At 68.0% G+C, this 12,503-nt stretch carries 9 protein-coding genes; 6 read left to right on the forward strand and 3 right to left on the reverse strand.

The genetic code is table 11. The features are described 5' to 3' along the window. Positions 1-274: 274 nt before the first annotated feature. Positions 275-1,162 carry a sensor histidine kinase gene (locus FHS97_RS03735; protein WP_184034058.1) on the forward strand — a complete coding sequence of 296 codons (888 nt, stop codon included), beginning with the start codon at positions 275-277 and terminating at the stop codon, positions 1,160-1,162. 208 nt (positions 1,163-1,370) lie between these two features. Beyond that, the gene (locus FHS97_RS03740) at positions 1,371-1,745 is read left to right on the forward strand and encodes a response regulator (protein ID WP_343053358.1); all 375 of its coding nucleotides are present in this window, start codon (positions 1,371-1,373) and stop codon (positions 1,743-1,745) included. 135 nt (positions 1,746-1,880) lie between these two features. Here FHS97_RS03740 and FHS97_RS03745 read toward each other — a convergent pair whose 3' ends face one another. Then, entirely contained in the window at positions 1,881-3,542 is a 1,662-nt protein-coding gene (locus FHS97_RS03745; protein WP_184033329.1) for a methyl-accepting chemotaxis protein, read from the reverse strand. 162 nt (positions 3,543-3,704) lie between these two features. On the opposite strand from FHS97_RS03745, the gene FHS97_RS03750 reads away from it, so the two are divergent. The 3 genes from FHS97_RS03750 to FHS97_RS03760 all read left to right on the forward strand — a co-directional run bounded on the left by FHS97_RS03750 (position 3,705) and on the right by FHS97_RS03760 (position 6,545). Further along, complete coding sequence (locus FHS97_RS03750) at positions 3,705-4,355, forward strand: OmpW/AlkL family protein (protein ID WP_184033331.1); 651 nt, start codon at positions 3,705-3,707, stop codon at positions 4,353-4,355. A 166-nt stretch (positions 4,356-4,521) separates the two neighbouring features. Then, complete coding sequence (locus FHS97_RS17680) at positions 4,522-5,619, forward strand: beta-L-arabinofuranosidase domain-containing protein (protein WP_221233099.1); 1,098 nt, start codon at positions 4,522-4,524, stop codon at positions 5,617-5,619. Positions 5,620-5,621: 2 nt separating this feature from the next. Beyond that, complete coding sequence (locus FHS97_RS03760; protein WP_246346423.1) at positions 5,622-6,545, forward strand: glycoside hydrolase; 924 nt, start codon at positions 5,622-5,624, stop codon at positions 6,543-6,545. A gap of 354 nt (positions 6,546-6,899) precedes the next feature. Here FHS97_RS03760 and FHS97_RS03765 read toward each other — a convergent pair whose 3' ends face one another. Beyond that, the gene (locus tag FHS97_RS03765; RefSeq protein WP_184033335.1) at positions 6,900-8,462 is read right to left on the reverse strand and encodes a family 43 glycosylhydrolase; all 1,563 of its coding nucleotides are present in this window, start codon (positions 8,460-8,462) and stop codon (positions 6,900-6,902) included. Beyond that, on the reverse strand, positions 8,459-10,834 hold the full coding sequence (locus FHS97_RS03770) for a glycoside hydrolase family 127 protein (RefSeq protein ID WP_246346424.1): 2,376 nt from the start codon (positions 10,832-10,834) through the stop codon (positions 8,459-8,461). Before FHS97_RS03770 ends, FHS97_RS03765 begins: the two co-directional genes overlap by 4 nt. A 96-nt stretch (positions 10,835-10,930) precedes the next feature. On the opposite strand from FHS97_RS03770, the gene FHS97_RS03775 reads away from it, so the two are divergent. Continuing rightward, positions 10,931-12,478, forward strand: coding sequence for a glycoside hydrolase family 27 protein (locus FHS97_RS03775; RefSeq protein WP_246346425.1), 1,548 nt, complete (start codon positions 10,931-10,933; stop codon positions 12,476-12,478). The last annotated feature ends 25 nt before the right edge of the window (positions 12,479-12,503 follow it).

Raw genomic sequence — 12,503 nt, forward strand, 5'->3', positions numbered from 1 at the left:
GGTCGATCTCCGCTCATGCGGGAAGCCGTGCGAGCCGAACGATGGAGCCGCGCGGGGCTGATGCGGCGGAGGGCCGTGGCTGCACCGGCTTAGCGCAGATCATAGACCGCCGGCCCCCGGGGCAGTGGATGAGCGCAGACAATCGGCGAGGGGGAAAGATGTGGCGACCGAAGCACCTGCGACGCACGAATGGCAACTCGACCAGCTTCAGCGTGCGATCAAGGCGGCGGGGGTGGCGCTCTGGTCCTGGAACGTCGACACGGGCGTGCTGACGATGGACCCGTGCGGGTTTGAGCTCTGGGGTCTGCCCTGGAGCAACAAGGTGACGTTCGAGGAATTGCCGGCCCGCATCCATCCTGCCGATCGCGACCGGGTCCGCTCCGCCTTCAATGCCACGCGGGTGATGACCGGATCGTACGAGACGGATTTCCGCATCCTGATCGGCGACAAGGTTCGCTGGGTGGCGGCGCGCGGAAAAGGCAACGACGCCGACATCGTCGCGCGCACCATGTTCGGCATCTTCCTCGATGTGACCGGCCGGAAGCAGGCCGAGGAAAGCAGCGAGCTTCTCGCCGGGGAGATGAGCCACCGCGTCAAGAACCTGCTCGCGATCGCGTCGGGGCTGACCGCGATCAGCTCGCGATCGGCGACCAGCGTCGAGCAGATGGCGCACGAACTGACCGGCCGCCTGTCGGCACTGGGGCGTGCCCACAATTTGGTTCGGCCGCTGTCCCCCGACCAGGGGACGGCGGCGCTGCTGGGGGATCTGCTCTCGATCCTGCTGTTCCCGTATGACGATCTCGGCGCCTTCAAGGGCCGCATCCGCGTGGCGGTCGAGCGCATCGGGGTCGGCGAAGCCTCGGCCACGGCGATCGCGCTCATTATCTATGAGCTTGCGACCAACTCCATGAAATACGGCGCGCTTTCCTCGCCCACCGGAACGCTCGACGTTTCCAGCGCCACCGATGGCGAGGATCTCGTTCTGACATGGCTGGAGCAGGGTGGCCCACGCGTCGAGAAGCCCGACGACGTGGCCGGCTTCGGGAGCAGGCTGGTCAATCGCAGCGTCACCGGGCAGTTGAGCGGCGCGAACCATTACGACTGGTCGGAAGACGGCCTGATCGTCACGCTGCGTGCCAGGCGGGAGCGTCTGGCCAGCTGATCGGGTGGTGAGGGGCGTACGCCGCCAAGCGCGGTCGCGGACGATCGCCAACCGTCCTGAACGCGCGCGCCACGGCACGGGAGCCGATGGCCGAGCGGCCTGCTGGGTCTGACGACCGATCGACCGATCGGGGCAAGACGCTGCAACTTGCGCGGCGGCCGGAAGTTGGGGCGCTATGCCGCTTTCGACCAAACCTTATGCCGTCGTCGTGGAAGACGATCCCCTGATCATCATGGAGACGACGCATATCCTTGAAGAGGCCGGTTTCCGGGTTCAGGAATGTTTCGACGGGGACGAAGCGATCGCGCATCTGGCCGAGCATTGGGAGCGCACGATCCTGTTATTCTCGGACGTCGACATGCCGGGCGCGACCGACGGCTTCGCGCTTGCGCGCCACGTCGCCGGGCACTGGCCGCTCATCGAGATCGTCATCGCCTCCGGCCACGTTTCCCCGAACCCGGGCGACATGCCGGGCAAGGCGACGTTCGTTGCGAAGCCGTTCAATCAGCGGACGGTGCACGAACATCTCAAACGGACATTGCCCGACGACAAGAAGCCGGCGCCGCTTAGAACGGCGGTGTGATCCCGGTCCGGCTGGCCGGGCGCGACGCCGGCTTCCGCGACCCGGCGTCGCGCCGGCCTCGTCTCGCCGTGCTTCTCTTCTCGCCGCGGTGAGCGGACGGCACGACCGGCGATCGTACCGCGTGTTTCCCGCCTGCTACGCTGCGCGCAGCTGGGAGAGAAACTCGGCGGTTGCCGCCTGCAGCGCCGCGGATTGCGCCGCAACCTTCCGGCTGGTCGCGCTGACGTCGTCGGTGAGCAGGCTCGCGGCCTGCGCGCCATCGGCAAACAGCGCGACATGGTCGCGCGCCTCGTTGACGCGATTGGCAACCATCTGTGCGGCCTCGCCGATGTCGATCGTGGCGAGACGCTGTTCGACGATGCTGTCCGCGATCGAACTCGCGATGCCGGCGACGTCGTCGATACCCTGAACCGTCTCGCGGACGCTGCCGGCGGCGACATCGACCCGCGACAGGATATCCCCGATCTGCAGCGAGACGCTGCCCGCCGTCGTCTGCGTCCGGTTGGCGAGCGATTTCACCTCCGCCGCGACGACCGAGAAGCCGCGGCCCGCCTGGCCGGCGCGAGCGGCCTCGATCGTCGCGTTCAACGCGAGCATATTGGTCTGACGTGCGACGTTGCTGATGATCGCGGTCATGTCCCCGATCTGCGTCGCGCTGTCGATCATCCCCCGGATCGCCGTCGAACTCTCGGCCGCCAACGCGTGCGCGGACGTGCACAGCGCGGCATGCTCATCCACCTGGCTCGAAATGTTGGTGATGGTGGTGCCGAGCTGGGTTGCGGCGGCTGCGAGCGTCGACACCGACAAGGAGGCCTCGTGCGTCCGCTCGGAGATGCCGCGCACCGCATCGGTGCTGCGCAGCGCGACCTCCGCCAGCCGCTGCGCCGAGCCGTCGAGATCGTGAACCGCTGACGAGACCTGCCGTGCCGCCGAGAGGACGCTACGCTCGAAGCGCTCGGCAAGCGCGATCATGTCGGCGTGGCGCCGTTCCTCCGCCAGCTGCGCCGCCGCGGCCATCGCCCGCGTCGCATTGCTCTGCGCCTGCGCCGTCGCGAGACGTGCTTCCGCCGCCTCGCTGCGGGCGACCGCGACATCGGCGTCCGCCAGCGCGGCGGCGGCCTCGCTGGCGATGAGGCGCGCCGTCGTCACTTCGCCCTCGACGAACATCCGGCACTGGTCGACCGCGCAACGCGCCAGCACGACGAGATAGAGAATGGTGAGCGGCACCGCGGTCATCGATCCGCCGACCCCGAACTTCGCCGACATGATCGTCATCGGGACCGCGATCGGCACCGCATAGACGACGAACGCGACCGGGAGGTACATGTACATGACCAGCCCGGAGGCGATCAGCCCCATCTCGATCCACAGGATCACCGTGACGAGTCGCTCGTCGCTGGACCACAGGATCGCGGTGCTGAAGACGGCCCAGCCGATGCCGAACGCCGCGGCAACCCCGACGTGCGCGCGCGCGAAGGCGTTCAGGTCGGCCCAAGGCCGCATCAGCCTCAGTCGTGCGAAGGTGGCGGTGACGACGATCGTCGCGGCGCCCGCCGTCATCAGCGGATGGTTTGCATCGCGCCACAACAATGCGACCGCGATGACGACCAGCAGGTAGGCGAGCGGGATGAGCGGCCTGAGACCGCGCACCACGCCGATCAGTTGCTGGGCGAACACCTTTTGACGTTGTGGCTCGTCACCGGCGGTGACGGTGAGCACATCGACCAGGTAGCTGCGCGCCTCTGCGATGACGGCGCGAGCGCGAGGTGCTGGGAGCGAGCTGGTGTCGGCTGTCATGCCGGCTTCGTCGTCCAGCGACCTTGCGGGATAGTTAATGTCGTCAACATTGCGCGGGAATGTTGACGAAGACCAGCCATTTAACGGCTATCCACCTTCACTGCTCGTTAGTGTGCCCGCACCTAACCGCCGGGCCACATACCGAGAGCAGGAAGTTTGATGATGAGGCCGACGATCAAGATGCTGCTCGCCGCGATGCTGACGGCGACGCCGGGCTTGGCCAGCGCGCAGGCGGCGAACCGGGCGGCGTGGCTGATCAACGTGGGCGTCACGCGTCTCGCGATGGTCGACAAGGCCGAGGTGACGTTGGCCGGGCAGCGGCTGGCCAGCGCAGGTGTCAAGAGCGATCCGCAATGGGTGCCGTCGCTGAACGTCACCCGCTTTGTGAAGTTCGACCTCGGCCTGAACCTGAGCACCGGTCTGCCCCCGACGATCAAGTATCGCGGCGCGGGTGTTCTGGCGACGGCGGGACCGCTGCTCGACGTCCGCTATGCCGCACCCGCGGTTACGCTCGTCTGGTCTCCCCTGCGCGCCCGCGTGATCACCCCCTATGTCGGTGCCGGCGTGACCTACATGCATGTCGTGGCAACCCGCGATCGCGGAATGGCGGACGCAACGGTCGACGATGACGTTGCGCCGGTCCTGCAAGCGGGGCTTTCGCTCTTTCCGCATCACCGCTGGGGCGTCTTTGCAGACGTCAAAAAGGCTTATGTGCGCACCGTCGCCCGCGGGACCGTCGCCGGCTATCCGTCGTCGACGCGCCTGCAGATGGATCCGACGGTGCTGCAAGCCGGAGTGGCGCTCCGACTCTGACAATCCTAGCGGCGGCTAGCCGACAGGCGCTTTATCCATAGCGCGCTTGCCGCATCAAACAGGCTTGGCCTGCAATATGGCTTTCGTATACCGTATCCCTATTAGCCTTGTTGTGCATCGGCTCCTCCAGGAAGCGTCGCACATCGTAGACGGGGGAGGTAGCGGCGTGGCGCAGGATGAGGTGAACGGCGGCGAGCGTCAGGAGGCGTTCGGGATCGGCCGGCGCAAGGTGCTCGCCGGGTTGGCGACGGGCCTCGGGCTGCCGCTCGCGGTCGGTGTCGCGGCGGCGGAGCCGGCGGACGGGCCGGTCAACCTGGCCAAGGTGACGAAGGCGCATGGCGGGTTCGTGTCGGGGGACACGAGCTATGCGGCGCTCAACAACAGTGCCGAACCAAGCAGTTCCGCCGATGCCTCGCATGGCGCCTATGGCACCTGGCCGCAAACCGGGCGGCAATGGGTGCTCTATGAATGGGAGCAGCCAGTCTCGACCGACAGCGTCGATCTCTATTGGTGGCAGGACGCGCAAGGGATCGCGCTGCCGACCTCGGCGCAGCTCTCCTTCTGGGACGGTAAGGCCTTCGTCCCGGTGCGCAACGCGCGCGGTGGCGGGGTGGCGGGGGACCGCTTCAACCGCACCACCTTCGACCGCATCACGACGTGGAAGCTGAAGCTGGAATTCGTCGGTGACGGGCAGAAGTCGGTCGGCATGCTGCAATGGAAGGTTTACAACGCCGGGCCGGTCGCGGCCTTCGCGCCGGTGGTCGGCAAGGGGGTCGACCGCGCGGAGAAAGGCTATGCCGTCATCACGCGCGAATGGCGCGAGGGTGACAAGGTCGAGCTGGAATTGCCGATGGCGGTGCAGCGCGTCACCGCCGACGAGCGCGAGGAGGCGACGCGCGGCAAGGTCGCGCTGCGCTATGGACCGTTGGTGTATAACGTCGAGCGTGCCGACCAGCGGCGGATTGACTTGCCGATTGGTACGGACCCGCTGGTGCCGGAATGGCCCGGCGACCTGCTCGGCGGGGTGGTCGCGATCCGCGGGCGCTGGGCGGACGGCTCGCCGCTGACCGCGATCCCCAATTATGCGCGGATGAACCGCACCGGTTGGGCAATCCCCGAATTTCCGGGGCGCGCCAACGTCGAATATGCACCGGGCAGCGTGGATGCCGGAGGCGCGCAACAGGCGGTCGCGCAGGAGCGGCGCAGGGAGCGGGGGCCGCAGTCGCTGGTGTGGATTGCGCAGGACCGGAAGGGGCAGGCCTGAACATGAACGTGACGAAGAAGATCCGCCGCGCGCTGCTGCTGGCGGCGGCAAGCATGGCCGGCACGGCGACGGCGCAGGCACCGGGCGGCGATTATGCGGCGAGCGTGATCGGCGCGCCGCCAGCCGAATGGAAGCTCGATTCCTTCTACAAACGCTATGTCGATGCGGTGGGGATTCCAATCACCTCGTCGGCCGCGGTGCCCGATGCCGCGTTGCTGCGCGCGCGCGACATCGTGACCGGGATGCTGATCGACCGCCCCGACGTGCGGCGCGTGATGATCGCGCAACATATCCGCGTCGCGATCCTCGGCGTGCAGGAGGGGACGGTCGACCTGCCCGAGCAGCGCGACTGGAAGAAGCCGACGCGCGACGATCCGCGTCTGACGATCTGCGAGCGCAAACATTATGACGAGCGAATCGGGCGGTTGACCGATGCGCAATATTGGAACGGCCGCGCGCGGGGTACCGGCGGGCAGCTGATCAGCGCCGGGGCGGAGAATCTGCTCGGCATCCCTGGCGAGCGCTATTTCGGCGAGCATATCTTCGTCCACGAATTCTCGCATGGCATCCTCAGCGCGGTCGCGGTCGCCGATCCGGCGCTCTATGCGCGGGTCGAGCGCGCCTATGCGGCGGCCGCGGCGCGCGGCATGTGGAAGGGCGAATATGCGATGACCACGATGCAGGAATATTGGGCGGAGGGCACGCAGACCTGGTTCAATTCGAACATGCAGGCGGTGGTCGACGGGCAGGTGATCCTGAACGATGCCGACCTGCTCCGCTACGATCCGGCGCTCTATAACGTGCTGTCGGAAGTGTATGGCAGCAACCACCATCTGTCGGGCGACGTGTTCTACATGCATCCGGCGCGGGTACGGCCGGGGGCGCCCGCTGGCGCGCCGCCGCGGGCGACTGCCGAGGTGTGTTGAGGCGGCTGTTGATTTGTCGGTAGGTTGGCGCGGCGATTTGATTGCGCTGGGTTGAAGTATCTGCGCCCGTCACCCCGGCGAAGGCCGGGGCCCAGTTGGGGAGGCCGAGGTAACGAAGCGCGACGCATCCTCAGCGTCCCCCAACCGGGCCCGGCCTTCGCCGGGGTGGGGCGTCAGCTTTGCTGAAGCAGGTTCTTTACCTTCAACAAGTGGCCGGCACTTGCCTTTGTCTGTCGTCCCGGACCCTTCGGCAAGCTCAGGAGAGCCTTGATCCGGGCCCCGCTTTTACCCCGTCAATGCCGAAGAAGCGGGGCCCCGGGTCGAGCCCCGGGGCGACGAGAGGTGGCGCTGGACTTAGCCCTTCGACGCGCCGCAACCCGGGACGACCGATGGCTTCGCCTTCGTCGGCACCGCCGCGCGGGGGGCGAGTGCTTCCCATTCCTGTACCGCGACGCCGGCATATTTGCCGGCGCGACCCGAGGCGTCGAACACCGCGCGCAGGCAGCGGGTGGTGATCGTCGGGAAGCGCACTGCCTGCCAGCCGTTCACGCCCGTGCCATAGCCGCTGGCGTCCGGCACCGGCTTCCACCCGTCTCGCCAATATTCGAGATGCCAGCCGCGCGGCGGCGCGACGCCTTCTTCCGCGCCGGCGGGGTGGTCGGACCAGAAGTAGATGCGGCTGCCGTCCAGCGTCACCGGCTTCGGCCACCGATATTCGATCCATTGCTGCGGCGGGTTGCTGGGCGACCAGCTGCCCCACAGGTCGGGCGGCAGCGGGTTGTCCTTGACCACGCCGTCGTTGAGCGACTTGATCCAATATTGCAGCGGGATCGGCTCGTTCGAGGCAGCAGCATGGGCGGCAGCGGCGATGTTGCGCGTCGGGGTCGCGGGTGGCTGCGGGCGGCGGGTCGGCGTGACCGGGCGGATCGCCGCGGGGGTGACGCTGTCGTCCCATTCCATTCGGTCGATCGCGACGCTGCGGCGGAAATGCCCGCCGCCGACCGCATCGGCGGTATGGTAGGTGAGATACCATTGCCCCTTGAACGCGACCGCGCCGGGATGGTCGGTGGTCGAGCTGACCGGCGGCAGCACGACGCCGCGATAGGTCCATGGCCCGAGCGCCGAGGGCGCGCTGCCATAGGCGATGCAGGCGTGATAGACCGCGGGGGTGCAGGGCGAGTTCGGGCCGGCGTTGTTGCCCGCATAGAGCATGTAATAGGTGCCCTTGCGCTTCATCAGCCACGGCGCCTCGAAGAAACCGGTGAGCGTCTTCACGCTGATCGCGTCGCCCTTCGGCGTCAGCATGTCCTGCGCCAGTTCCACCCCGCGCAACTGACCGAACGTGCCCCAGTAGAGATAGACGCGCTTGTCGTCATCGATCAGCACGGTGGGGTCAATGTTCTGGATGTCGTTCGGAACGCCCACGCGCTGCGAGATGATCGGCCCGGAGGGATGCGCGTCGCGCCACGGCCCGGTGATCCGATCGGCGACCGCGACGCCGATCGCGAACCGGTCCGGCGCGTCGCTGTCGCGCTCCAGCACCGGCGCGTACAGGTAATAACGGCCGTCGAGGCCCTTGACGATCTGTCCCGCATAGGCGCGGCCCGGCTCGGCCCAGGCGAACACCGCCTCCGGGCGCGCGATCGACGGATAGTGGCGCCAGCGCCCGGAGGCGGGGTCCTTGGTCGACAGCAATTGCCATTCGTTCATGATGAAGTCGTTGACGTTCGGTGCCGCCTCGTCGCGGCCGGCGAGGATCCACAAGGTCCCGCCATCGACGAACGGTGCGGGATCGGTCGAGTAATAACGCCCGTCGGCGAGGATCGGATTGCCCGGCGCGACTACCGGAATGCCATCCTGTGCAAGCACCGCGGCGGGGAGGGTGGCGAGCACGGCGGCGATGGTGAAGCGGCTCACTTCGCGGCCTCCTTCTCGGCGAGCAGCCGCGCCCCGAACAGCGGGCCGGCGGTCTGCCCCTGATGCGGCACCACGCGGACACGCAGCGATGACTTGCCGCGCGTCAGCGCCTGCGGCAGCGGATAGTCGATGTCGATGAAGCGGCCGGGCGCGCTGCCCTTGAGCAATTCGCTGGCGACCTTCACGTCGTCGACCAGAATGTCGAAGCCGCGATTGCTGTCATCGCCCCAATAGGTCGCCTGCAGCACCAACGGGCCGGGCCGCGCCTTGAGCGTGAATGCCATATAGCCGCCCGAGCGTACGTCGCGCCCGTTGCGGCCGCGATAGCTGACCGGCCACGATTGCTCGCTTTCGAGATTATGGTCGCGCTCGGGCTGCATCTCGCCGAAGTGCATGACGTCGATTGAGCGCGCGGCGACGTCCTGCTGGCGGGCCTGTTCGGCGCGGAAGGCGGCTTCCTCCTTGCGCCACTCGCCCTCGGTGAACTCGCGAAAATAGACCGCGCTGCGACGTTCGTACTGGCGGTAAAAGGGAACGAAGGTCAGGTCGCCCGGGCGGCCGACTCCTTTGGTGGCGAAGGTCGCCGCCGCACCCGCGACGGGCGTGAAGGCGGCGAGAACGTCGTCGCCGACCAGCGCCGGCTCGGCGCCCTGCCACGGCGTCTCCGCCGGCCCCATGTCGGCGGCGAGCACCAGCGGGCCGCGCAGGATCGCGACCCGCCCGCCGCCCTGCGCGACTTCGGTGCGCAGCTCCAGCGGCAGCGTGATCGCGAGCGTATCGCCGGCCTTCCAGCGGCGCTCGACGATCGCATAGCCGCCAGCGTGCCCGGTCGTCACCGGCTCGCCGTTGACGGTGACCTGCTCGCGGCCCGCCGCCCAGGCCGGGACGCGCAGCGCGACCGGGAAGCGGCCGCGCTTGCCGAGCGTCGTGAAGGTCAGCCGCGCCTCGGACTCGTACGGGTAGCCGGTCGCCAGCGCCAGCGTCGCGGCCCGTGCGCGCCACTGCGCCTGCGCGGGAATGTAGAGGTTGACGAGCAACATGCCCTCGCCCTCCCAGAAGATCGAGTCGCCGTGCTTGGCGTGCGCCTCCATGCCGCTGCCGCCGCAGCAGACGAAGCCTTCCTGACCGGCCGGCGCATGGTCGCGCGCCGCGCCCGAGAGCATTGGGGTAAAATAGGTGAAGCCGCGGGTGCGCGGGTTCAGTTGCGACAGCGTGTGGTTCAGGTGGGCGCGCTCGTAATAGTCGAAATAGCCGCCATCCGGCGTCTGGGCGAACAGGTGCCGCGACAATTTGAGCATGTTGTAGGTGTTGCAATGCTCGCAGGTCGCCTCGCTGAGATTGCGCGCGATGCGATCCGGGCCAAAGAAATATTCGCGGTCGGCATTGCCGCCGATGACGTAGCTGTGATGCTGGGTCACGCGCGCCCAGAAGAAGTGCGACGCGGTGCGATAGCGTTGCTCGCCGGTCAGCTCGTAGAGCCGCGCGAGCCCGACCAGTTTCGGCACCTGCGTATTGGCGTGGAAGCCGGCGAGCTTGTCCTCCTGGTTCGCCAGCGGATCGAGCACGCGACGGTCGTAGATGCGCCGTGCGATCGCGAGCCAGCGTGGATCCTTGGTGCGCGCATAAAGTTCGGCGAAGCTTTCGTTGAGCCCGCCATATTCGCAGGCGAGCACCTTTTGCATCTGCTCGTCGTCGAGCGCGGCGAACACGCGCTCGAAATAGGTCGCGAGCCCCAGCACGACGGTCAGCGCCTGCGCATTGCCCCAGCCGGCGTGGACGTCGAGCAGGCCGGCGAACAATTTGTGGACGGTGTAGAGCGGCGACCATGAGCCGTTGAGGTCGAACCCGCCCGAGCGGATCTCGCCGCGCATCAGCTCGGGGAAGATCTCCTCGCCGTCGACGATCGCGGTTTCGCCCTTCCGCTTGCGGCCGAGCGCGCCGACATAGCCGGTGCCGCGCTTCGCCTGCGCTTCGGCGAGTTCGGCGACGATGTAATCGGCGCGACGGCGGCATTCGGTGTCGCCGGTCTGCTGGTGCATCAGCACCAGCGCGGTCAGATAATGGCCGAGCGTGTGACCGGCGAGCGAGTCACTCTCCCAGCCGCCGTAGATCTCGGCCTTGGGCTCGAGCCCGGCATATTTGCGGAAATTGTGCAGCAAGCGGTCGGCGCTGAGCCCGAGCAGATAGGCGCGATCGGCCTCGACTGCGGTCGCGAAGTCGGAGGGAGCGAGGCGGATGTCGGAGAGCGGCAGCGGCGCGGCGTGCGCCGGGAGGCGAGCGCGCCCGGCAGCTCGAAGCGCCTGCGGCAGCGCGGTCGCGGTCGCCACGGCAGCCGCTCCGGTCATCAGCGCGCGGCGGGTTAAGGCCGACATCCAGATCCTCCTGTTGATTGCTCTACTTTACTCGGACATAAAACGTATACGATATCTGCTGCGGTGCAAGGGTCGCTGATGACGACAGGGGGTGGGATGATGCGCACATTCGCGATGGCGTTTTCGATCATGGCGGCGAGCGTGGCGTCGGCGCCGGCGCTGGCGCGCGCCGCCGCGCCCGTGTTGCCGGCCAGGCCGGGCGCGACGTTGCGCGTCGCCTTCGACCAGCGCGCGCCGCGGCCCGGCGTGCGATTGCTGGAGCTGACGCGGACGCGCGACGGCTGGCGGGGGCAGCTCACCTCCGACTGGTACGGGACGATGCCGATGCGCAACATCGTCCGTGACGGCGACACGGTCCGCTTCGATGTCCGCAACATCAACACGCCCGGCCAGCCGGTGCGGCGCTGGACCGCGACGCTGACCCCGTCCGGGGTGCTGCTGACCGGCGGTATCTGGTTCTCGGAGGTGCGGCAGACCGGCAAGCCGGTCGGCGCGGCGCGCGCGGCGGCGCTGGCGCATCACGCGGTCGCCTTGCCCGCGCTCGGCACGATCGCGCCCGACGGGCTGGCGGCGACACCGCCGATGGGGTGGAGCAGCTGGAACAAGTTTGCCGAACGGATCGATGATCGTACGATCCGCGCGATCGCCGATGCGATGGTGTCGAGCGGGCTGCGCGATGCCGGCTATCGCTACGTCAACATCGACGACGGCTGGCAGGGGGAGCGCGGCGCGGATGGCGAACTGCGGCCGAATGCGAAATTCCCCGACATGAGGGCGCTGGCCGATTACGTCCATGCGCGCGGGCTGAAGCTCGGGCTCTATAGCTCGCCGGGATTGAAGACCTGCGCGGGCTATACGGGCAGTTACGGCCATGTCGCGCAGGATGCGCGGACCTTTGCGCGCTGGGGTGTCGACTATCTGAAGTACGATCTCTGCTCGGGCGAATGGCAATATGACGATGCCGACCGCGTGCGCCGCAGCTATTACGAGATGGGGGCGGCGCTGAAGGCGACCGGCCGCGCGATCGTCTACTCGCTGTGCGAATACGGGCGGTTCGAAGTAGCCAGCTGGGGCCGTGCGGTCGGCGGGCATCTGTGGCGCACGACCGGCGACATCACCGACGACTATGCCAGCATGAGCGAAATCGGCTTCGTGCGAAACCCGCGCTTCGCGCCTGCCGGCCCGGGCGGGTGGAACGATCCCGACATGCTCGAGATCGGTAATGGCGGGATGAGCGACGACGAATATCGCACCCACTTGACGTTATGGGCGATGTCCGCCGCGCCGCTGATGATGGGGCATGACGTGCGCACCACCAGTCCCGCTGCGCTGGCGCTGCTGTCGCACCGCGCGGTGATTGCGATCGATCAGGATGCGGCCGGCGTTCAGGGGAAGGCGGTGCGCGTGGCCGGCGCACAGGAAGTCTGGGCCAAGCGGCTGGCGGACGGCGCGGTGGCGATCGCCCTGTTCAACCGCGGCGACCGGCCGGTTGAGATGCGCGTGACGGCCGCCGACGCCGGCTTCGCGCGCTTCTCGGCGCTCCGCGATCTGTGGCGTGATGCGGACCTGCCGCCTGCGGGCACCACCTTTACCGTCCCGGCGCATGGCACGGTCCTCCTGCGCGCCGCGGGCGAGCGGGCGTAATCGCCTCCACCCCGCGTGTCGTCAC

This window comes from Sphingomonas endophytica, from assembly GCF_014199415.1.
In the GTDB taxonomy this organism is placed as follows: Bacteria; Pseudomonadota; Alphaproteobacteria; order Sphingomonadales; family Sphingomonadaceae; genus Sphingomonas; species Sphingomonas endophytica.

What these genes read in the sequence shown, in the direction of transcription:
- FHS97_RS03735 (WP_184034058.1), top strand. Translation starts at nt 275, where the DNA reads ATGGACCCGTGCGGGTTTGAGCTCTGGGGTCTGCCCTGGAGCAACAAG.
- FHS97_RS03745 (WP_184033329.1), bottom strand. Translation starts at nt 3,542, where the DNA reads ATGACAGCCGACACCAGCTCGCTCCCAGCACCTCGCGCTCGCGCCGTC.
- FHS97_RS03750 (WP_184033331.1), top strand. Translation starts at nt 3,705, where the DNA reads ATGAGGCCGACGATCAAGATGCTGCTCGCCGCGATGCTGACGGCGACG.
- FHS97_RS03760 (WP_246346423.1), top strand. Translation starts at nt 5,622, where the DNA reads ATGAACGTGACGAAGAAGATCCGCCGCGCGCTGCTGCTGGCGGCGGCA.
- FHS97_RS03770 (WP_246346424.1), bottom strand. Translation starts at nt 10,834, where the DNA reads ATGTCGGCCTTAACCCGCCGCGCGCTGATGACCGGAGCGGCTGCCGTG.
- FHS97_RS03775 (WP_246346425.1), top strand. Translation starts at nt 10,931, where the DNA reads ATGATGCGCACATTCGCGATGGCGTTTTCGATCATGGCGGCGAGCGTG.